The organism is Chryseobacterium sp. NFX27, from assembly GCF_049887855.1.
Classification (GTDB): Bacteria; Bacteroidota; Bacteroidia; order Flavobacteriales; family Weeksellaceae; genus Chryseobacterium.
Map to the genome: position 1 here is coordinate 1 of NZ_JAGEKK010000023.1, position 23,331 is coordinate 23,331.

Annotated in this window: 17 protein-coding genes; 8 read left to right on the forward strand and 9 right to left on the reverse strand. The window is 37.1% G+C overall.

The window, feature by feature from the left end:
* Positions 1 to 174: 174 nt before the first annotated feature.
* The 5 genes from J4Q03_RS19150 to J4Q03_RS19170 form a co-directional block, all read right to left on the reverse strand.
* On the reverse strand, positions 175 to 1,692 hold the full coding sequence (locus tag J4Q03_RS19150; protein WP_426049715.1) for an FMN-binding glutamate synthase family protein: 1,518 nt from the start codon (positions 1,690 to 1,692) through the stop codon (positions 175 to 177).
* Positions 1,693 to 1,743: 51 nt separating this feature from the next.
* Positions 1,744 to 3,090: a tRNA (N(6)-L-threonylcarbamoyladenosine(37)-C(2))-methylthiotransferase MtaB gene (gene mtaB / locus J4Q03_RS19155; RefSeq protein ID WP_426049716.1), complete on the reverse strand. Its 1,347-nt coding sequence runs from the start codon at positions 3,088 to 3,090 to the stop codon at positions 1,744 to 1,746.
* A 69-nt stretch (positions 3,091 to 3,159) separates the two neighbouring features.
* Positions 3,160 to 3,747: a DUF1572 family protein gene (locus tag J4Q03_RS19160; RefSeq protein WP_426049717.1), complete on the reverse strand. Its 588-nt coding sequence runs from the start codon at positions 3,745 to 3,747 to the stop codon at positions 3,160 to 3,162.
* A gap of 93 nt (positions 3,748 to 3,840) precedes the next feature.
* Positions 3,841 to 5,949 carry a T9SS type B sorting domain-containing protein gene (locus tag J4Q03_RS19165; protein ID WP_426049718.1) on the reverse strand — a complete coding sequence of 703 codons (2,109 nt, stop codon included), beginning with the start codon at positions 5,947 to 5,949 and terminating at the stop codon, positions 3,841 to 3,843.
* Positions 5,950 to 6,118: 169 nt separating this feature from the next.
* Positions 6,119 to 6,916: a hypothetical protein gene (locus J4Q03_RS19170; RefSeq protein ID WP_426049719.1), complete on the reverse strand. Its 798-nt coding sequence runs from the start codon at positions 6,914 to 6,916 to the stop codon at positions 6,119 to 6,121.
* Positions 6,917 to 7,118: 202 nt separating this feature from the next.
* Here J4Q03_RS19170 and glgP point away from each other — a divergent pair, with 202 nt between their 5' ends.
* Positions 7,119 to 8,777 carry an alpha-glucan family phosphorylase gene (glgP, locus tag J4Q03_RS19175; protein ID WP_426049720.1) on the forward strand — a complete coding sequence of 553 codons (1,659 nt, stop codon included), beginning with the start codon at positions 7,119 to 7,121 and terminating at the stop codon, positions 8,775 to 8,777.
* A 707-nt stretch (positions 8,778 to 9,484) separates the two neighbouring features.
* Here glgP and J4Q03_RS19180 read toward each other — a convergent pair.
* A complete protein-coding gene (locus J4Q03_RS19180; protein ID WP_426049721.1) occupies positions 9,485 to 9,673 on the reverse strand; it encodes a DUF6496 domain-containing protein in 189 nt (62 codons plus the stop codon).
* A gap of 10 nt (positions 9,674 to 9,683) precedes the next feature.
* Positions 9,684 to 10,157 carry a hypothetical protein gene (locus J4Q03_RS19185; protein ID WP_426049722.1) on the reverse strand — a complete coding sequence of 158 codons (474 nt, stop codon included), beginning with the start codon at positions 10,155 to 10,157 and terminating at the stop codon, positions 9,684 to 9,686.
* 118 nt (positions 10,158 to 10,275) lie between these two features.
* On the opposite strand from J4Q03_RS19185, the gene J4Q03_RS19190 reads away from it, so the two are divergent.
* The 7 genes from J4Q03_RS19190 (at position 10,276) to recG (ending at position 21,456) form a co-directional block, all read left to right on the forward strand.
* Positions 10,276 to 12,405: a S9 family peptidase gene (locus J4Q03_RS19190; protein ID WP_426049723.1), complete on the forward strand. Its 2,130-nt coding sequence runs from the start codon at positions 10,276 to 10,278 to the stop codon at positions 12,403 to 12,405.
* 143 nt (positions 12,406 to 12,548) lie between these two features.
* Positions 12,549 to 14,204: a peptide MFS transporter gene (locus J4Q03_RS19195; protein ID WP_426049724.1), complete on the forward strand. Its 1,656-nt coding sequence runs from the start codon at positions 12,549 to 12,551 to the stop codon at positions 14,202 to 14,204.
* 132 nt (positions 14,205 to 14,336) lie between these two features.
* Positions 14,337 to 16,091 (forward strand): peptide MFS transporter, encoded by a 1,755-nt coding sequence (locus J4Q03_RS19200; protein WP_426049725.1) that lies wholly within the window; start codon positions 14,337 to 14,339, stop codon positions 16,089 to 16,091.
* Between the two features lie 57 nt (positions 16,092 to 16,148).
* Positions 16,149 to 17,144: a PDDEXK nuclease domain-containing protein gene (locus J4Q03_RS19205; RefSeq protein ID WP_426049726.1), complete on the forward strand. Its 996-nt coding sequence runs from the start codon at positions 16,149 to 16,151 to the stop codon at positions 17,142 to 17,144.
* Positions 17,145 to 17,166: 22 nt separating this feature from the next.
* On the forward strand, positions 17,167 to 18,678 hold the full coding sequence (locus tag J4Q03_RS19210; protein ID WP_426049727.1) for a peptide MFS transporter: 1,512 nt from the start codon (positions 17,167 to 17,169) through the stop codon (positions 18,676 to 18,678).
* A 41-nt stretch (positions 18,679 to 18,719) separates the two neighbouring features.
* Positions 18,720 to 19,253, forward strand: coding sequence for a thioredoxin family protein (locus tag J4Q03_RS19215; protein ID WP_426049728.1), 534 nt, complete (start codon positions 18,720 to 18,722; stop codon positions 19,251 to 19,253).
* Positions 19,254 to 19,371: 118 nt separating this feature from the next.
* The gene (gene recG / locus J4Q03_RS19220) at positions 19,372 to 21,456 is read left to right on the forward strand and encodes an ATP-dependent DNA helicase RecG (protein ID WP_426049729.1); all 2,085 of its coding nucleotides are present in this window, start codon (positions 19,372 to 19,374) and stop codon (positions 21,454 to 21,456) included.
* 592 nt (positions 21,457 to 22,048) lie between these two features.
* On the opposite strand, the gene J4Q03_RS19225 is transcribed toward recG, so the two are convergent.
* Together J4Q03_RS19225 and J4Q03_RS19230 are read right to left on the reverse strand one after the other, a co-directional pair.
* Positions 22,049 to 22,498, reverse strand: a complete 450-nt coding sequence (locus J4Q03_RS19225; protein WP_426049730.1) for a response regulator — start codon at positions 22,496 to 22,498, stop codon at positions 22,049 to 22,051.
* Positions 22,491 to 23,072, reverse strand: a complete 582-nt coding sequence (locus J4Q03_RS19230) for a helix-turn-helix domain-containing protein (RefSeq protein WP_426049731.1) — start codon at positions 23,070 to 23,072, stop codon at positions 22,491 to 22,493. Before J4Q03_RS19230 ends, J4Q03_RS19225 begins: the two co-directional genes overlap by 8 nt.
* Positions 23,073 to 23,331: the final 259 nt, after the last annotated feature.

Genomic DNA, 23,331 nt, shown 5'->3' on the forward strand with positions numbered 1-23,331 from the left:
CATATTCGGAGACAACTTGTCTTTTGAACGCCTCACTGTATTCTTGTACAGGGAGGAATCTTTTTTTTAAATTCATAAGGATGACTGTTTTTATGGTTTTATAGTCAACCTTTTTCAGGACGAGACACGACATAAAAAAACCGCCTTTGTAGGCGGTTTTTATTTTATATGCTTTTAATTTCTTGCTTTTTGCTTTACATTTCCTAAAATATCCGGGAAATAAAGATCCGCCAGATGGTCAAATTCATCCCCTCTCATGAACATTGTGGCATCCACTTCTTCATAAGAACTTCTTCCTGCCGCTGCGATCAGCTCATTACAGGTATGCAGTGTGTTTTTATGAAAATGATATACTCTTTCACTTTTGTCAGTAACATCCAGTCCTTTAACCAGCATTTTATCCTGAGTGGCAACTCCTGTCGGGCAATTGTTATTGTTACATCTTAAGGCCTGAATACAGCCTAATGAAAACATAAATCCTCTCGCATTATTACACATATCCGCGCCCATTGCTACTGCTCTCAGAATATCTAAGCTTGTCAGAACTTTTCCGCTGGCAATAACTCTTAGTTTACTTCTTAAATTATAATTATTAAGGGTCCTGTTAACGAAAATAAGAGCCGGTTCCAGAGGCATTCCTACTCCATCTGAGAATTCCGGTGGTGCAGCTCCTGTTCCTCCTTCTGCCCCATCTATGGTAATAAAATCCGGATAGATCTTTAAAACATTCATCTGCACACAGATATCCTCAAATTCTTTGGTATCCCCAATACAAAGTTTAAATCCGGTTGGCTTCCCACCCGAAAGCTCTCTCAATTGCTGTACAAACCTCAGCAGACCTGCAGCATCAGAAAATGAACTGTGGGATGGCGGTGAAATAACAGTAACTCCCGGAGTGACGTGACGGATTTTTGCGATCTCCGGTGTATTTTTCACCCCTGGAAGCACACCTCCATGTCCTGGCTTTGCCCCTTGAGACAGCTTAATTTCAACCATCTTCACATTGGGAAGGGTTGCGTACTTCTCAAACAGTTCAGGGTTAAATTTCCCCTCTTCGTCACGGCAACCGAAATATCCGGTTCCAATTTGCCAGCAAAGATCCCCTCCTTCCAGATGATAGGGAGAAATCCCTCCTTCTCCTGTGTTATGATAAAAATTTCCTTTTTTTGCACCTCTGTTTAAAGAAATCTGCGCCCTGTCGCTTAATGCCCCGAAACTCATGGCTGAAATATTGAATAAAGAAGCGTGGTAAGGCTGTGTACACTGCTCTCCTCCTACCCATACTCTTGGAAGTTCTTCTGCAGGTGATTTTGCATAAATAGAATGCTTGATTCCTTCATATTTACGGTGATTAACTTCCAACTGAGTTCCGAAAGCCACAGTATCGCTTAGATTTTTAGCTCGCCTATATACTGCAGAACGCTGGTTCCGGGGAAAAGGTTTCCCGTCTGTTTCCCTTTCTATGAAATACTGCTGCATTTCGGGTGAAATACTTTCGAAAAAGTATCTGAAGTAGCCCAATACGGGAAAGTTCCTCAAAATAGCGTGTTTCGACTGGTAAGCATTGTAAACACCCAATGCATAGATGGCAGATAACAGGATGGGTATCCAGTAATGCGCTCTGATCAGTAATGCGACGATCCATGTAGCAGTTACTAATACAATTCCCCAAGATAAAAACTTATCTCTCATGAATGTAGTATTTAAAGTTAAAATAAATTTAGTTGAAATTTTGCAAAGAGACTACGCTTTTGCTAAAAAACTTTCGAAGGATGACTGCACAGAAACCGTGCCATCTGACAGGATTTTTTCTAAATTTAGAAATTCAATCTGATTAACGAATGCGGGATCAAAATCTTTCTGGACTCTCACATAATTTTCTGTGAAGCCATACATTTTTCCGTCTTTATTTTCATGCTCCCAAAGAACAGGAAGCGTTTTTCCAAGTTGAGTCTGATAAAATGCCATTTTTTTCTTTTCAGAAAGTATTCTCAGCATTTTATTCCGTTTTTTTCTTTCAGGAATAGGAACCACACCTTCCATATCGGCTGCTTCCGTATTCTCTCTTTCAGAATAGGTAAATACGTGAAGATAAGTAATAGGAAGTTCATTCAGAAAATTATAGGTTTCCATGAATTTCTCCTCTGTTTCACCAGGAAATCCTACAATAACGTCTACACCGATAGCCGCATCAGGCATTACCTCACGGATCTTATTGACTCTGTCATTATACAATTTGGTAAGGTAACGGCGTTTCATTTTTTTCAGCAGATCATCACATCCTGACTGTAACGGGATGTGGAAATGGGGAACAAAGCTTTTGCTTTTGGAAACGAGATCAATACTTTCGTCTTTCAAAAGATTGGGTTCAATGGAAGAAATACGTATTCTTTCGATGCCGTCTACTTTATCAAGTTCTGATATCAGATCCAGGAAAGTATGTTCATGTCTTTTATTTCCGAACTCTCCCTTACCGTAGTCACCAATATTAACTCCTGTGAGAACGATTTCTTTGATATCTCTGCTTGCAATTTCTTTGGCATTTTTAAGAACGTTTTCTATGGTATCTGAACGGGAAATCCCTCTTGCCAGTGGAATGGTACAGTAGGTACATTTATAGTCGCATCCGTCCTGAACCTTTAAAAAGGCCCTTGTTCTGTCGCCTATTGAATAGCTTCCGATAAAGAAATCGGTTTCCTCAATCTCACAAGAATGAACAATACCTTCACTTTCCGATTTTTCCAGATCATCCAGGTAGCTTAAGATATTGAATTTCTCTTTAGCTCCCAAAACAAGATCTACTCCGTCGATCTGTGAAATTTCTTCAGGCTTCAACTGCGCATAACATCCTACAATAACGACCAGCCCTTCCGGATTGGCTTTCATAGCCCGTTTTACATGCAATTTACATTCACGGTCAGCATTCTCAGTGACTGAACAGGTATTGATGACATAAACATCTGCCTTATCATCAAAACTTACTTTGTCATAACCTGCATCTGTCAATTGACGGGCAATAGTAGATGTTTCCGCAAAATTTAATTTGCAGCCGAGTGTATGAAATGCGGCAGTTCCGTGAAAAGTAGACATTTATTCCTCCTGAATTTTATGGGTGCAAAGATAGTAATTTTAATAATAATTCCGAATCGATTCAATCTATTATTTATATTCATCTCTTACCTCAGGGCTGTTCTGAAAGCATACCGGAGATGAATTGGAAGTTTGTTTTTCTTTAAAAAGCCTATCATTCATTTCTGCATTAAACTGCTGAGACTTATTTCTTTCAATGGAAAGTGTTTTCCAGTCGTCATTCTTAATCATTTTCGCAATAGAAACAATTTGTCCGATATGATAGGGATAATGAGCGAGCTGACGCAAAACTGCATCTAACACCGAGTGTGCTTCTCCTCTGATATAAATAGTGGAATACAAATTTTCATCATTGATCCGGCTCAAAGCATCAAAAAAACACGCCCAACCCTCTTCCCAAGAATCCATAACTTCCTGTTTTGTTTTAAAAGTATTGACAAATTCATCATCCCGGTTGCGCCAGGACTTTTCTCCGTCTTCCGTTAGAAAGTTTGTCCACCTTGAAAGCATATTACCAGCGATATGTTTAACAATAACAGCAATAGAATTACTTTCATCATTATACTGCCAGAATATCTGTTCATCAGAAAGCTGTCCGAATGATTTATCACCTAGTGATTTGTAATATTGAAAACGTTTTACAAAAAGATCCTTCATTTTTTATTATTGTCTTACTAATTTAAAATTATTTTAACGATAAAACCATCTCTTTCGAAATGGTTTTATCTATATAGTTTATTATTAAAAGACCTAATCCCTGTTCTTGACCACGATCCACCCTGAATACTTAACAGGGGTGCTCATTTTATCATTTTCATTCCAGCCCACAGAATACCAGTAGTTTCCGGTAGGCACCTTCACTCCGCCTTTGCTGGTTCCATCCCATTTATAGCCGGTAAATTTATCGATCTGATAGATCATATTTCCATAGCGATCGAAAATATTCATCACCAAATTCTTCTTATTGGCCAGTGCAGAATAATCAATAAAATCGTTGTATCCATCACCATTTGGCGTGATTACATTGACAAGATTAGGGACAATGATACTGATGTCTATCGGATCGCAGTCGTAAGAATCTTTGACAAATATAGTGGCATCGCCTCTTTTAACATTGCTGAATTCATTAGAATCCTGCCAGTTTATATTATCCATGGAATACTTGTAAGGTGGTGTTCCTCCTATTACAAATACGGTAACAGTAGTGTTTGAAATTTCTATACTTGAAACCACAGGCTGCTCAGAAGGATATACTTTTACGTTCTGTACAACAGTACAGTCTCCTGTTTTAAGCTTTACCCAATAAGTACCTACCCCTACATTCGTGATCGTCTGGGTGGTTGCTCCCGTACTCCATTCATAACCGTTAAATCCTGGGCCCGCATCCAAAGTTGTTTTATCTTCCACACAAATAATTTTATCTTTAAGAACGGTAGAATAAACCGGTGGAATAACGGTTAATGTAATTTTGGCTATATTATAGCAACCCTGCGCATTGGAAACCCTCACATAAACCACTCCGTTGGGAGCAATGTATGCTGCAGGTGTTAAAATTTCATTAGTCTGATTCACGGCATCCGCTGCTGAAGGATAATATTTTTTATTGGCCCCGGTCTGAGAGGTTACTGATGCTACCGTAAGGTTGAAAGATGCCGTGGAAGGAGCAGTCTCAATAGAGCAGGATCTTAATGTAGTATCATTTACCACAACAATTGGATAGAATTTCAATGTAATCTGGGCAACAGCAGTACATCCGAAGGATGAAATCACTTTAACAAAAATAGTTCCTTCTGCAGAAGTAAATGCTGACGGATTTGTAATTTCATTGATGCCGGCATTCAGATCTGAAAGTGTGTTGTAATATTTTTTGGTCACGGTTGGGTCTGCAATAACATCTGCTGTTGTAAGATCAAATACTGCTGTTCCTGCATTATTGTTGTTACATTGGGTGAGCGTTGCATTTTTTGCCGTGATCTTACCGTCCTTAAATTTAAATGTTCCGATCTGTTTACATTTATTGAGCGGACTGTTTGGATTGACTGGATCCGTATAGCCTATGCTGTAATAATATACAGAAGTTGTATTTACAGTTGTAGGAACTGTAATGGCATTATTTGCGGTTAATGCATCGTTCTGACTTGTATGATAACTTACGCTAAAATTAGAGTTCCCGTTTAAAATCCCTGCAGAAAGTGTAGAGAAGTCAAATACGGCAGGGTTTACACATATAATTACCTCTTTTGGATCTGCCGGATTAGCAGCCGGAACTCCCGGAGGTATAAACGGATACGGCTGTAAAGCAGGATCTGTAAACGGAGATGCCAGTGTTGCAGTTCCACCCCAGGTTAAAGAAAACGGAGCTGTTGTCGAACTGGTACTGCTTACCCAGTTGTCAATGAATAAATAGTAGGTTTGCCCCGGTAAAACATCCAGGTATTTGCAATAAGGCGTAAGTGAGCCTCCGACAGCACTGGTAAGAGTACTTGTCATATTTAAGCCTGTAGCCGGTCCTGGTCCAATAACCGTTGCAGCATTGCAGCGTATCGGTGCTCCCAAAGCTCCACAGTTGACATTAGGCCCAAAAATAGCCCAGTCATAATCGGCATCCGGATTATTCGGGACCAGATCGAAGGTAAGCGTTCCTCCTGTAGCAATCGTTATTTTATACCAGATCGAATTGTGCTCACCGGTTCCATCTATACAGCTTCCAGAATTGACTAATTCTTTAATATTGCCATATCCGGTCGGACTGTAAGTAATATTGGAATTTCCACAGACGGCAAGTGCTGTTGAACAGTCTGCCTGTGCAAAGAATACCTGAGAAATACCTAAAAAAATAAGGAGTAAAAGTTTTTTCATAGATATATAGTTTTTAGTTATTGATTTGAAAACCAAATACATGTGCTGGTTGACAACACATACATCAAATATACCTATATTTTAATCACAAACAATGGATTTTTAAAAATCCTTAAATTATTTTAAATGAAAACACTAAATAATTACGATATAACACAATAAAACCCAACTATTTTATGCTCGTAATATTCCCACAGAGATTTTCGAGATGGAAAATTTTATGAAACGGGCTTTTCACTTCCTGCAAATGTTCTTTATCCTGAATAAATGTATATCTTGAGGCAATGGAATTCATATCTGAAACAATCACCAGCCAGCATTCATCTACGGAAGTATCATAATATGGAAACTTTTCATTTTTCTTATCGATAAGTTCAAGGATCTTTTCAGAACAAAGCTCATCAAAAAGGTTCATGCTGTATTCATGGGTAATAAAAACATTTCTGCGGTGAAAAGATTTTCTCATCCCTTTCACGCAGCCTAAAGGTTTGTTCTTTTTAATGCTTCTATAAATACTGAGTATGTTGTCCTCCTGTTGTTCTATATTGTCAAATTTGATATTCGGGTGAAATTCTAAAAAATAAACACCACGATATTTCGCGGTGTCTTCCTGTTCTAATAGTATTTCTGCCTGGCGGAACATCTTATTCAAAGTACTTTCTACCTTTTTCATTTCCAGATGATTGATCACTTCGGTCAATTCTATTCCGATCTTCTTGTCGTTGAGTTTGGCGATAAAGTCAGGACTTTCGCAGGTAAGATTTTCAAATTTGACATCAGGGAAATGATGCATAAACGAATTAAGCAGTAGAATCTCAGATTTCTTTCTATACTTTTCGCGGTCATGAAGGAGAGATTCGTCTATTTTACGGTGATACTTTTCCATCGGCTTTTTTTTCAAATGCCGGTTCATATAGTATAGGCTCAGATTCTTTATTAAATCTTCATCAGAAAATGTCTTTTTCATAGGTGATTTTTTTATGTGACCAAGAGCACATGCCATATTGGTTTCACCGTTAGAAGTTTTTGATTTTCAAAAATTTACATATTAAAGGTAAGTAAAAAAACTATTCACAGGATACTTTTAAATTAATTTATCAAATAATTAATGTAAAGTTTATTTTCATAATCAATACCTTTAGCGTTCAAATTATAAAACTGTGATTTATATGGATTTTAAAAATTTTAAAATACCTTACAGCATCAATCCACAATATTCTAAAAAAGCCGTCTATTTTTCGATGGAATTTGCCATTGAACAGGTTTTGAAAATATATTCGGGAGGCTTGGGATTCCTTGCAGGATCCCATATGAGAAGTGCATACAACCTAAAGCAGGATCTTATCGGGATCGGAATTCTCTGGAAATTCGGTTATTATGACCAGGCCAGAAATCATGACCAGACGCTTCAGCCGGTCTGGACCAGAAAGATGTACAGCTTTCTTGAAGATACCGGAATAAAATTTCAGATTGAGATCCACAGTGCTCCGGTTTGGGTAAAAGTATGGTACCTTGATCCTGAAATTTTCAATACGGCACCCATGTTTTTTCTTTCTACAGATGTTCCGGAAAATGATCATGTTTCTAAAACGATCTGCCACAAATTGTACGATGCCAACGAAGCTACAAAACTCGCTCAGTATATATTACTGGGAAAAGGAGGTGCTAAGTTACTGGACGAAATGAATGCCGAAAGAGAGGTTTACCACCTGAATGAAGCTCATGGACTTCCCGCCGCATTTTACCTGCTGAAAAAGTATAATGGAGATCTGAACCGGGTGAAAGAAAAACTTGTTTTCACGACCCACACTCCTGAAGAGGCCGGAAATGAAAAGCATAATCTGAAACTGTGCTATGATATGTCTTATTTTTCAGGCTTCAGCATGGAAGATGTAAAAAGTATTGAAGGAGGGAATGATGACCGTTTCAATCATTCGCTGTGTGCTTTAAAAATGGCAAGAAAAGCAAACGGCGTATCCCAACTGCATGGTGAGGTTTCCAGGGCTCTGTGGAGTAAATACCCAGGAATCTGTGAAATTACTTCCATTACGAATGCACAGGAATTTAAATACTGGGCAGATAAGCCTCTTTATAATGCCAAAGACGAAAATGACGAAACTGTTTTTGATTACCGCAAAAAACATTTAAAGAAAAAACTGTTCACAATTGTTGCAGATCAGACCGGGAATCTTTTCAATCCCAACATTTTCACTATTGTCTGGGCAAGAAGATTTGCGGGTTACAAACGCGCAGATTTACTGCTTCATGATAAAGAAAGATTCTACAGGTTGTTGAATAATCAGAAATACCCGGTACAGATCATCTGGTCAGGGAAACCTTACCCAATGGATTATTCCGCGATTTCTACCTTTAATATCCTGGTAGAGGAAAGCAAGAATCACAAAAATATGGCTGTCCTTACCGGTTACGAACTCTCTTTAAGTAAGTCTATGAAACAGGGTTCAGATTTGTGGCTCAACAATCCAAGGGTCCCGAGAGAAGCTTCGGGAACTTCAGGAATGACCGCTGCTATGAACGGGTCTGTAAATCTTTCTACTGATGACGGATGGATCCCTGAATTTGCCCAGCCGGGAGAAAATTCTTTTGTCGTTCCGAAAGCTGATTATTTAAATATGAGTATTTACGAACAGGATACTTATGATCTGAATAAGCTGTACGAAATTCTTGAAAACGAAATTCTTCCTACTTATTACGACAATCCGGACCAGTGGAGAAAAATTCAGTACAAAGCTATGAATGACGTTCAGGACCAATTTAACAGTGATAGAATGGCAGATGAATACTACAGAATCCTGTATAACAATTAGAAGAAAATAAAAAAATACAGTTAGTATGTGACTGTACAATATCCTTGAACACATTGTATTCCGGTGTGTTCAAGGCTTGTATCCGGGCTGCTTTTCATACGGCATGTACCCTGTTCATTACATAAAAAGCTTCCTCCACGCAGACTGTGCTTTACACTATAGGCTGTCTGAAAATCATAAGATTTGTTGGGAGGGGTGCTCTTAGTATTTATTGTTAGCTTACCTCCATTTTTCAGATATTAAATTTTGAGATTCCGACATATTAATAATTTTTTTGAAATAACCAGCCTTGCTGAATTTTGAAGTAGAGTGATAGAAAAGAATTGGCAAGGCTGGTATTGATGTTTTCTTCTTAATTAAATGAAGAATGCAACATTCACAAAACAATAAGTATTCTTTTTCATCATTTGTGTTTTTTTGAAATTAAGAAATATGATTTATGAACAAGACGAAGTTGCAATAAAAAAAAACAAGTTCCGCAAAATGACCTACATCAGATATACAGCAATAATACAAAATACTGATTTACAACATATTTAATATTCATAATACTATAAATCGCGAAAAAAAACAACATTAAAAAAGGCAGATCAGTTAATTCTTTTGCCAATATTTTTATCTTTTTTCAAATTTTTGTTATTAGAAATTGAGCAAATACAGAATTTAGATTAAAAAAAATCCGGAAAACTTTCTTTCCGGATTCTGATTTATTTACTTTTCTTTTTGGGCGGTACTTTAGCACCTTCTTCTCTCGCTTCGGAAATACCTATTGCTACGGCTTGTTTCCTATTTGTCACTTTTTTCCCGGAAGAAGATTTCAGTTTTCCTTCCTTGAATTCGTGCATTACTTTTCCTACTTTGTCCTGAGCTTTTTCTGAATATTTGGTTTTGCTCATGATAAAAATTTTAAGATTTTGGCAGGGATACCCCTAATTCATAAACTTCGGCGTGCTTCAAATATTTTGAGCGTTCTCTGGAAGTTACCGATTCAAAATGGTCATTCTTGATCACAATGATCGGATCTTCTGCATTTTCAATTTCAAAATTAGCCAGGTACCTTTCGTCGGGTGCATCCTGACGCATTTCTGATTTTATTTTCTGTAACTCATCTGCGTATTTTCTAAATCCCGGATCAGATGAATGAATGAACTTATATTCATCGCCAGCATAAACATAGTAGTGGAGTTTTTTTTCAATAAGGCCGGCTTCATCTGTAATCTGCGGATTATCATTCCCATCTTTAAAACCAACTTCTACCAAAGTTCCGCCTTTTTTGCTTGCACAATCTTCCGCATCTTTAAAGCTTGAAAATCCTGTATAAACAATCTGGTCGGCCAAAACATAACGGTTCAGTTTCTGGTTGTATGCATTCGTTTCCATAATTATTATAATTTGATTGTCCAGTAATACATTCAATTTTTTTGCCAAAACCTCTATGAAAAAGCTTTTTTATGCATTTAATAAAATTATTATCTTTGAAATCCATTAAAAATTAGAAATGAAAAAAATACTCTTAATTCTTACTGTTGCTGTAGCATTCCATAATGTATCGGCACAGGAAATCACTTTAGATAAAATATATTCAGGATATTACCGTGGTAAAGGCATTGCGGGCATAGCATCCATGAAGAACGGTGAAAACTATCTGGTGATTGAACCAACAGGAATTGCCAAATATTCTTACAAAACTTCGCAAAAGGAAGGAAATATTGTTGATGGTAAATTTGAAAGCTATGAATTTTCTGATGATGAGTCAAAAATTCTTCTTTTAACAGACAGTCAGCCAATCTACAGACATTCTTTTCTTGGAAAGTTTGAGGTAAAAGATCTGAAATCGGGAAAAACGATCAGCTTAAATGAGGGTAAAACAGTCCAGGAGCCTAGATTTTCTCCTGACGCCACTAAAGTAGCATTTATTGCGGAGAATAATTTATTCTATCAGGATCTGAGTTCAGGAAAAATCACTCAGATTACAAATGACGGTAAGAAAAACTCTATTATCAACGGACTTGCAGACTGGGTTTACGAAGAGGAATTTGGGCATGCAAGACAGTATGAATGGACAAAGAATTCAGACGCCATTGTATTTGTAAAATCTGATGAAAGCCAGGTTCCGGAAATCTATATTCCGATTTATGGGAAAAAGCTTTATCCGGAGGAGATGCGTTACAAATATCCTAAAGCAGGAGAAAAAAACTCTATCGTTTCTGCGCAGCTGTACCGTCTTGATACCGGAAAAACAATGCCGATCAATTTAAGTTCCTTTAAAAACTACTATATCCCGAATGTTATCCAGACGGCAAAACCTGATGAGATCGTTCTGGTTACTTCCGAAAGGATTCAGAATGCTTCAGATGTTTTAAAAGTCAATACTAAAACAGGAGCCGTTCAGAAGTTATTTACAGAAACGGATGATAAATGGATCGACACGGACAGTCCTACTCTTGAATTTCTTCAGGATGATTCTTTCCTTTGGGCTTCTGAAAGAGACGGAAACCGTCATTTGTACTGGTATGATAAGGATGGAAAGTTAAAAAAACAGATTACAAAAGGCAACTGGGAAGTAACCGACTATTATGGATTTAATCCAAAATCTAAAGAAGTTTATATTCAGACCACTGAAAAGGGAAGTATTAATAAAGTAGTTTCAAAAGTTAATATTGAAAACGGAAAATCCCAGCTGATCTCTAATCCGGAAGGAAACAATTCTGCGAATTTCAGTAAAAACTATAATTATTTCATTGAAACGTCTTCTACTGCATCAAAACCCCACACCTATGTTTTAAAAGAAGGAAATGGTAAAACAGTAAAAGAACTGCAGAACAATAACGAACAGCTGCAGAAATTAAAGGCAGATAATTTTGTAACCAAAGAATTCATCACGATTCCAAATGATGCCGGTGATCAGATGAATGCCTGGATCATGAAGCCTAAAAACTTTGACCCTAGTAAGAAATATCCACTGTTTATGTTCCAATACTCCGGTCCGGGATCACAGCAGGTTGCCAATTCATGGGACAATGGAAATGCTTTATGGTTTAATCATTTGGTGCAGAAAGGCTATATTGTTGCCTGTGTAGACGGCCGTGGAACCGGGTATAAAGGAACTAAATTCAAGAAAGTTACCTATATGAATTTAGGAAAATATGAAATTGAAGATCAGATCACCGCTGCCAAATGGTTCGGAAGCCAGTCTTATATTGACAAAACAAGAATAGGAATGTTCGGATGGAGTTTCGGAGGCTATATGACCAGCCTGGCAATGACCAAAGGAGTTGATGTCTTCAAAGCAGGAATTGCTGTAGCACCGGTAACCAACTGGAGATATTATGATTCCGTATATACAGAAAGGTTCATGAGAACTCCTCAGGAAAATCCTGATGGATATGATAAAAATTCTCCAACGGAATACGCCAATCTATTAAAAGGCAAATTCTTACTGATTCACGGAACAGCTGATGACAACGTACATTTCCAGAATTCTATGGAGTTTTCCGAAGCTTTGATCCAAAACAAAAAGCAGTTTGAGTTTATGGCCTATCCGGATAAAAATCACGGAATTTACGGTGGCCAGACAAGACCACAGCTGTATCAGAAAATGACGGATTTTATTCTGAATAATTTATAATCTCCTTCTAAATAAAATTTCACAACCTCTCAATATACTTGAGAGGTTTTTATATTTATATCATTGATGATTTCTACAGTAGATTATTTATTTTATCAATTGAAATTAAAAACTTATTTTTGGGAAATTTGAAAATTGATTATATGAAGACTAAACATCCTAAAGGCCTGCCTTTCCTCTTTTTCACAGAAATGTGGGAACGTTTTGGATATTATCTGATTCTTGGAATCTTTGTTCTTTATGTCATTGAGCCTACCGGGCTAAAAGGAGGACTTGGACTCCCGGACAAAACAGCTGATGATATTTTCGGGACTTATATAGCTTTAACCTATCTTACCCCTTTCCTTGGAGGTTTTTTGGCTGACAGGGTTTTGGGTTATATTAAATCCATCTATTTAGGAGGAATCCTGATGGCTGCCGGATATATAGGAATGGGAGTTTTCAAAGAGCTTCCTCTCTTTTACGGTTCTCTGGCATTAATTATCATTGGAAACGGATTCTTCAAACCTACCATTTCCACGCTCTTGGGGAACCTTTATTCTGAGGAACCTTATAAAGCCAATAAAGATTCCGGATATAATATTTTCTATATGGGGATCAATATCGGAGCATTTATCTGTAATATTATTGCAGCTTTCATGCGTAATAAATTCGGTTGGGGTGAAGCTTTTATCACTGCAGGAGTAGGAATGCTTGTTGGTCTTGTGATCTTTACCATCGGTAGAAAACATTATATCCATGCGGCACAGATGAAGCCTGTAGAGGAAGGAGACACCAAGCTTTCTGAAATTTTAATGAAAGTTTTTGTCCCTGCAATTGCTGTTGGAGCTATTGGATGGTTCATTCCCGGAAATATCTTCGGAAGCGACAGTACAGATGCCTTTATTTTTGCCTGCGTTCCTGTTATTTATTTTTATGCTTCACTTTACTTTAAGGCTAAACCGGAGGAGAAACCCTCAATCGGGGCTCTGCTTTCAGTATTTCTGATCAGTATGTTCTTCTGGGCTGTTTTCAAACAGAATGGTACGGCTTTAACAAGATGGGCAAACTACTATACGGACAGAAGCGTTCCTGCCTCACTGGAAAAACCTCTTGAGGACATTTATATGGTAGAGGGGAAAAGTTATGAAGATAAAGAGGTACCTGTTTATGATAATCAGTTCCAGTCTCAGAAAGATAAGGACGGAAAAGCCATTAAAGAAACCGGGAAAGATATCTATTTTAAAAACATCTCTCCGGAACAGCGTGCCGCCTTGGAAAGAAATCCGGAATCTAAAGTCTATTTATACAATACGGAATTGTTTCAATCTATCAATCCATTCTGGGTAATTGCTTTAACGCCCGTTATTGTAGGATTCTGGGCTTTATTAAGAAGAAAAGGAAAAGAACCGCTAACGCCTACAAAAATTGTTTTAGGACTGTTTATCTCAGGATTATCATGTCTGGTTATGGTTCTTGCCGTTATGGCAGGAGACAATGGAGCTGAAAAAGTTTCACCTTTGTGGCTGGTAGCAGGATATGGAGTGATCACTATCGGAGAATTATGCCTTTCTCCAATGGGCCTTTCATTCGTTTCCAAGCTTTCACCGGCAAGAATTACAGCTCTAATGATGGGAGGTTTCTTCCTGGCCAACTCAGTGGGTAACAAACTTTCAGGAATCCTGGCGAGTACGTGGTACAGCTACGACAACAAAATGAATTATTTCCTCGTCAACTTTGCTCTGTTAATATTTGCGACACTTTTAGGACTTTCCATGTTAAAAAGATTAAACAAGATTATGAGAGAGAAAGGACACTAATCCTCATTTATCATAAAGAATATCAAGCTGCAGAATGATCCTGCAGCTTTTTTATTTAAATATAAAATTAAAACCTTGCCAAAAACTCAAAAAAAACTATATTTGTCAGTCTTAACAAAAATTAACAATAGAATGGATAATATTGAAGCATTAAGTCCGAAACCGGATGAATTTGTAGAGAATAAGAATTCAAGGCATCCAAAAGGATTGTGGGTTCTTTTCGGAACAGAAATGTGGGAGCGTTTCAACTTTTATGGGATGAGAGCCCTTTTGACGCTCTTCATGGTAAATTCCTTATTAATAAAAGAAGCTGATGCAGCAATCATTTACGGTGGATTTTTAGCTTTATGTTATTTAACGCCTCTTTTGGGAGGATTCATTGCAGATAAATACATAGGAAACAGAAATGCCATCTTAATCGGTGGATCTTTAATGGCTATCGGCCAGTTCCTGCTTTTTATCAGTGCCTCCACTTTCTCTGCCGATCTTGGCAGCTCCAAAATGGTAATGTGGTTAGCTCTATTCGTTATCATTTTCGGTAATGGATTCTTCAAACCTAACATTTCCTCGATGGTAGGAAGCCTTTATCCTAAGCAGGAGAAATCCAAACTGGACTCTGCTTTTACCATCTTTTATATGGGGATCAACATCGGAGCATTCCTTGGACAGTTTATCTGCCCATATGTAGGAGATGTGAAAGATGCAACTACCGGAGTAAGAGATATCTTTGCTTTCAAATGGGGATTCTTAGCGGCTTCCATTGCAATGGTAATTGGGACCGTAACATTCTTTATTCTTAAAAATAAATATGTGGTAAACCCTGAAGGAAGACCTATCGGTGGATTACCAAAGAACAATACAAGTGAAGACTTTGAAGAAGGTGAAACTCAGACTGCAAAATTCTCAGGAACATCTTTAGGGATTACAGGATTTTTATTTATCGTTTTATTCTTCGCTTTCCGATATTTATTAGTCGGAGAATTTGGATTTAAAGCTGTAGAAATGGGTCAGCTGATCAAAGGAATTATTTATCCTTTTATCTATGCGGCCGGTATTTCCCTTGCCTTCCTTATCATGAGTTCTGCAGAAAACAAGATCGAAAGACAGAGAATCTGGGTAATCTATATTGTATCTTTCTTTATTATTTTCTTCTGGGCAGCTTTCGAGCAGGCAGGATCTTCATTAACATTTATTGCTGACAACCAGACAGACAGAAATATCTTCGGATGGAATATGCCTCCTTCAATGGTTCAGATTTTCAACGGTATTTTCGTAGTTCTGTTAGCTGTTCCATTCAGTTTAACATGGGATAAATTAAGAACAAAAGGAAGAGAGCCCGTTTCACCTTTCAAGCAGGCAATGGGATTAGCATTGATCGCTCTTTCTTATTTCATCATCGCACACAATGTAAAGGATCTTGGAAATTCAGGATTATTAGCAATTAAATGGTTAATGCTTCTTTATTTCATCCAGACTTGTGGTGAACTTTGTTTATCTCCTATTGGTCTTTCACTGGTAGGAAAACTTGCTCCAAAAAGATTTGCTTCATTATTATACGGAGTATTCTTTATTTCCAATGCTGCAGGTTATGCCCTGGCAGGATCATTGGGAGCTCTTATCCCTGCTACAGGTGATAAATTCACAAAAGCACAGGAAATAGGGGTAAACCTTCAGGATGTTTTAGATAAAAAAGTAACGTTGACTGCTGAACAGGCAGCAGCATTTGAGAAAGCTCAGCTACCATTGCACAATCCTACATTTGCAGGATTTGAGATTCACAACCTATTCGAATTCTTTATGGTATTCGTAGTACTTTGTGGTATCGCAGCTGTTATTTTGGGTCTGATCTCTCCAATCTTAAAGAAAATGATGCACGGTGTAAAATAACCACATCAATAAATACAACAAAACCTCTGCAAAGTCAGAGGTTTTTTTTATTTTCGTATGATGGAAATTTCCGAAGATTCTTTATTTCAATCCGTAAAGGAAATTATTAGGCAGTCGCGCGAAAAAGTGTTTCGGATCGCGAATTCTACTTTACTGCTCACTTACTGGCAGATCGGAAAACTGATCGTAGAAGATGAACAGCAGGGAAAAGAACGCGCTGAATACGGAAAACAAACATTAAAAAATCTTTCTCAAAAACTTTCTCTGGAATTTGGAAGAGGCTTTGATGAGAGTAATTTAAGAAATATGCGATCTTTTTACCAAACATTTCCAAAATGTGACGCGTTGCGTCACGAATTGAGCTGGACGCATTACAGATTGGTTATAAGACTTGATCGCATTGATAAAATGAACTATTACATCAATGAAGCTATCCAGAATAATTGGAATTACAGAGACCTGAAAAGACAAATCAATTCACTTGCCTACGAAAGGATTTTAGATCATAAAAAATCAACAAACGAAACCATTCACAACGTTTTAAAGGATCCCTATATTTTTGAATTTTTAGGATTAAAAACCGATGAAAAAATTTCAGAAAAAGATATTGAAACGGCAATTATTGATCATATTCAGAAATTCCTTCTGGAATTTGGGAAAGGCTTCGCATTTGTAGCAAGACAACAGCATATTTCTACCGATACTTCAGACTTTTATATTGATCTTGTTTTTTATAATTATATTCTAAAGTGCTTTGTCATTATCGACCTTAAAACAGGAGAGCTCTCCCATCAGGACATCGGGCAGATCGATATGTACGTAAGAATGTATGACGATTTGAAACGTGGAGAAGGTGACAATCCGACTATAGGAATTTTACTTTGCTCTGAAAAAGATGAAACCATCGTAAAATATTCAGTTCTGAATGACAAAAATAATCTCTTTGCCAGCAAATACCTCCTCTACCTTCCAAAAGAAGAAGAATTAAAAGAAATCATTGACCAGGACAGAATCCGTTTTGAGCTGGACCAAAACAATAATAAACAACCCTAATTAAAATCAATCATATACAATTATGAGCTTAACTCTAGATGAAATACAAAATTTCAAAGGAAAATACCCCAGACAGATCTGGAGCCTGTTTTTCTCTGAAATGTGGGAACGTTTCTGTTTCTACGGAATGCGTGGAATGCTGGTTTTCTTTATGATCTCACAGCTTAATTTCCATGAAAAAGAAGCTAACCTTCAATATGGTGCCACCCAGGCATTCGTGTATGCTTTTACTTTTGTGGGCGGCCTTTTTGCAGATAAAATCCTCGGATTCAGAAAATCCCTCTTTTGGGGCGGACTTCTGATGATCGTTGGAAGTTTGATTCTGGCAACTGATCCACACAAATTCTTTTTCTTAGGTATTGCATTTACCGTAGTAGGAACAGGTTTCTTCAAACCGAATATTTCGTCTATGGTTGGCCAGCTTTATAAGCCCAATGATTCAAGGGCAGACGCGGGCTTTTCTCTTTTTTATGCAGGAATCAATCTGGGTGCTTTACTTGGAGGATATCTATGTATTGCTATTGGAAAAGGAGAAATTCTCAGCGGTACTATTTCTGAAGCTATGAGATGGAATGTCGCTTTCGGTCTGGCCTCGGTGGTCATGGTCATAAGCCTTATCAATTTCATTTTTACTCAAAAAAGAATGGGTACAATAGGCCTTCAACCGGGACATCCCTTAGCAGAAGTAAAATCTGCTCCGATCCCAAAATGGAAAGAATACGGAGTATACATTTTATCTCTTATTTTCGTTCCTATTATCATGAAGATGGTAGCCAAAACGGAATATACAGATTATTTTATGTGGACCATCGGGCCTTTGACACTGATCTACCTATTCTATGAAATGTCTAAAGTAACTGCTTCAGAGCGCAAAAAACTTTGGGCTGCCTTAGTTTTCATCATTTTCTCGATCCTCTTCTGGGGAATCTATGAGCAGAGTGGCGGTTCGTTAAGTATTTTCGCAGCTAAAAATCTTAATAAGGACCTTCTTGGATTAGACCCGAATGGAGTTAATAACTCCGGAGGAGCGTTCTTTATTATTTTCCTTGCCCCGCTTATCGGGCTTCTATGGATATGGCTGAATAAAAGAAAAATTGAGCCCAATACCATCGTTAAATTTGGTCTAGGATTTATTTTCCTGGGAATCGGATATTATGTTTTATTTGCGACAAGACTTTTTGCAGACCTTCAGGGAATAACATCGCTGAATTTTTTCACGTTGGCATTATTGATCATCACTCTTGGAGAATTATGCCTGTCACCGATAGGATTGTCTATTATGACCAAGCTTTCCACCAAAAACCTTCAGGGAATGATGATGGGGATGTGGTTCCTGGCCTCTGCTTACGGACAGTACGTTGCAGGTATTATCGGTGCAGGACTTGCTACAGCAAAAAAGGGTTCTACCAACTATGATGCTTTGATCACTTATACTGATGGATATAAACAATTGGGATTATATGCGGTAATTGCCGGTGTGGTATTAATTTTGATATCTCCGTTCGTGAAAAAATTAATGCAGGAGGTAAAATAATAATAAGCAGATTATGCTTATTTTTACATAAATATCAAATTATGAAAAAAATTATAAGTATAATATTCTTATTTTTAGTAAGTTTCAGCTTTGCCCAAGTAAAATGGATGACTATTGAAGAAGCTTTAAAAGCCCAGAAAGAAAATCCCAAAAAAATCCTGATCGATTTTTATGCAGACTGGTGCGGACCATGCAAGATCATGGATAAAAAAACATACGGCCACGATATTATCGCCCAAATCTTAAATGAAAATTACTATCCTGTAAAATTTAATGCAGAAGAAAAAAATTCGATTGATGCTTTCGGAAGAACATTTTCCAATGAAAATACTGAACATAAAAAGGGAAAAAATTCTTTACACGAATTTACTCAATATATGAATGTTGGTGCTGTTCCAAGTACTGTATTCCTGGATGAGAAAGGCGGGCCTATCACAATCCTTCAGGGAGAACTGTCGGCCAAAGAACTTGAACCCTATTTAGAATTTATATCAAAAGATTTTTTCAAAAAGATCCGTACCAGGGACCAATGGGAAGATTACCAGAAAAAATTCAAATCTAAAATCAAAGATTAAAACCATACAGCGGCTTTCAGAAATGGGAAGCCGTTTTTTTTGATCTCAGCGGCTAATAATTTCAAATAAAAAATTTTAATCTTAGGCCTATTTTCCCGAAATTAGGGCTCATTTTAAAATGACTTTAGAAACTTCCATAGAATACGTAAAAGGCATAGGTCCCGAGAGAGCCAAACTCATCAAGAATGTGTTGGGTCTTTCGACCGTTGATGACCTTCTGAACTTCTACCCTATCCGCTATCTGGATAAAAGTAAAGTATTTAAAATTTCTCAGCTCGAGGAAAGCAGCATTGAGGTACAGCTTAAAGGGAGAATCACACAGGTACAGGAAATTCAGACCGGAAAGGTAAAAAGACTTTCTGCCAAATTCAATGATGATACCGGAACAATGGATCTGGTATGGTTCCAGTATTCAAAATGGCTGAAAGAACAGATTCCGATCAACCGTGAAGTTTATATTTTCGGAAAAATCAATGTTTTTAACCGTCAGTTTTCCATGCCTCACCCTGAAATTGAAGCTGAGGAAAATAAGGAAAGCGACAGCCGCCTGAAACCTATTTATCCAAGCTCCGAAAAGCTGACTAAAAGAGGGTTGAACCAAAGATTCTTTCAGGTGGTTTTAAGGAATATCTGCAAAGAGATCCCCCATCTTATTGAAGAAAACCTTCCTGATTATATGATGAAAGCATTTAAGTTTTTATCAAGGCAGCATACTTTTTTAAATATTCATTTTCCAAAGGATATGAAGCATTTTGAAAAAGCGGATAACAGGCTTAAGTTCGAAGAATCCTTCTTTTTTCAACTGGGTTATGCCCTCAAAAAGATTCATCATAAAACCCACTCGCCGGGAAACCCGTTTCCTGTTGTGGGTGATCATTTTAATAGCTTTTATAATCATCATATTCCTTTTGACCTTACCAATGCACAGAAAAGGGTTTTAAAGGAAATCCGACTGGATATGAAAAGACCTATTCAGATGAACAGACTTCTTCAGGGAGATGTAGGATCCGGAAAAACGATGGTCGCATTGCTTACCATGCTGATTGCTATGGATAATGGTTTTCAGAGCTGTATGATGGCTCCTACGGAAATCCTTGCGCAACAGCATTATAACGGCATCAAGGATCTTTTGGAAGCTACAGATATCAATGTCCGTCTTCTGACAGGCTCCACCAAAACCTCGGAAAGAAAGATCATTCACGAAGAGCTGGAAAACGGGACACTGTCTATATTGGTAGGAACGCACGCGGTTCTGGAAGATAAGGTAAAATTTAAAAATCTTGGGCTGGCCATTATTGATGAGCAACACAGGTTTGGCGTGGCACAACGGGCAAAACTATGGGCCAAAAATAAAATTCCTCCACATATTCTGGTCATGACGGCAACGCCTATTCCCAGGACATTAGCTATGAGTTTTTATTCTGATCTGGACGTGTCTGTGATCGATGAAATGCCGGTAGGAAGAAAACCTATCATTACTGCCCACAGACGTGAAAAAGACAGAACCTATGTGTATAATTTCTGCAGAGATGAAATAAAAAAAGGAAGACAGGTTTATTTTGTATATCCGCTGATCGAGGAATCTGAAACTCTGGACTATAAAAATCTGATGGAAGGACTGGATCATGTGATGAATGCATTCTCCGATTACAATGTCACGATGCTTCACGGAAAAATGAAACCTGCCGAAAAAGATATTGCCATGAATTATTTTGCCTCAGGAAAAGCCGAAATTATGGTCGCTACCACAGTGATTGAAGTAGGCGTTAATGTTCCGAATGCTTCTGTAATGGTGATAGAAAGCTCAGAAAGATTCGGGCTTTCCCAGCTTCATCAGCTGCGCGGGCGTGTAGGAAGAGGGGCGGAGCAAAGCTACTGTATTCTTATGACTTCTGATAAACTATCGAAGGAAAGCAGGACCCGTATCAAGACGATGACGGAGACGAACGATGGGTTCAAGATTTCTGAGGTGGATATGCAGTTGAGAGGTCCGGGAGATATCCTGGGAACACAGCAGAGTGGTGTGGTGGATTTTAAAAGGCTTGACCTTGTGAATGATTCTGCAATTATTAAAACGACAAAAAATACAGTTGATAAGATTCTGGAAGCAGATCCACACCTGGCGAGACCGGACAATCTGATCATTAAAAGTTATTATTTGAAACACTACAAGGGAAAGAATAAATGGAGTAAGATTTCATAAAAAAACCGCGAAAAGAAAATCTTTCCGCGGCCCCCTTATAAAACTGTTATTTAGAAGAAATTACTTTTGGTCTGTTTTAAAAATTTATTTTAATAGCAAGAACTAATATTTTGTGATTTGTTGTGAAAATATTTATATGTATTGAATTCTCAGCTCTGACTATTAAAATAAATTAAAAAAACAAAATGAATTATTTTTCCAACTTGCTTATTATAAAAACTAACTGATTCAAGTTGAAGGTATGGGAAATGAAACGAATAAATACTCTTCAACTCTCTTAAGTTTTCATGATTGTACCGTTTTGTTTAAAGATCTTCTATGCTTTATAGCTGGAAATAAACATAATTCATTTTGTTAAACTAACATTGTGACTTATATCTTGATTTCTAATGAAATAATCTATTCTCTACCATCCATTGCTTTTATATATAGCTAATTTGTGTTGCAATGTTACATTTACAAAATTGATGATATTGCTTGGATTTCTTCTTATATTATTTTAATTATTAATTATACAATTTTCACTTTTATGTGAATAGTATGCGATAAATACCATCTTTTTAATTAAAAATATAAACACATAAACCTTTATTCATCCTACTTTCATAATGAAACTATCTTTGTTCAGGCCTGAAGAATGATACTGCCAGTTTATGGTAATAATTTCTGTAAGTGACTTTTTGAGGCCTTCATAGGTTTCCGCCTTTTTCATAAAAATATTGGCTCCGTTAACGAAAATTTCTTCTATTTCGTTTTCGGAAATCTGGCCGCCATACACTGCAATTACAATGTTGCTGAATCTGGGGTTTATCTTAATTTCTCTTAGGCATTCCATCCAGCTTTTTCCAGAAATGTCATACTTAATGAAAACTATTTCCGGAACAATTACGCCACTGCTGTTCAAATATTTCATCAGATCATCTCCTTGAGAGAAACACTGGGACTTTACCCCTATCTTTAAATCCTTGAAAATATTTTTAAAGAATATAATGTTACCCTCATCATCATCTAATGTTATTACATTCAAATATTCCTTATTCATACAGCACTTTTGAATTGATACTAATGCTCTGGTTTTTTCTTCTTTTTGTAATGATTTTATGAAACTGGGAAGGGGTGATACCCGTTGTATTTTTGAACTGGGTGCTCAAATGGGCCACGCTGGAATAATTCAGTTTATGGGCAATCTCTGTAAGGCTCTGCTTATTATTCAGAATCAGTTCCTTGGCATATTCTATTTTCTGAAGAATAATGAAGTTTTCTATAGAGGTATAAGCAACCTCAGAAAAAAGATTGGAAAGATATCCATAACTGTGGTTAAGTTTTTCAGCAATATAAATAGATGCTTTAACGGGAACAGCATTTTCAGAGAAAACAAGTTCTACAATTACATCTTTTATTTTCTGTACTAAAGCCGTCTTCTGGCTTTCAATTATCTCTATGCCGTAATCTTTAAGATTCTTCTTAAAAAGATTATGCTGCTCCTGGGTGATGGGTTCATAGAGCTCCACTTCTCCAAAGTTCAGCAGGTGATATTTCAGCCCGTGCTCCTTTAGTTTCTCATCCAACACCTTCTTACAGAGAGCATTGAAATCAAATTTTACATACATTTTCATCCTGGTATAAGTGTGTCAAATTTCGAAGTAAATATAATAATTTATTTCATTTAAAAGTGAAATAGGTTATATTTTTTAACATAATATACAAAAAACAAAAAAACTCCTGCATATTGAATACAGGAATTTAAACACTAAGGATGAAAAAAATATACTGATAAAAAGCTGCAAAAGCTCAAAACCAAGCATATGAATGTAATATTGAAAGTGATTTGGTTCTGATACAAATATCAAATAAAAAAAAACATCACCCGTTATA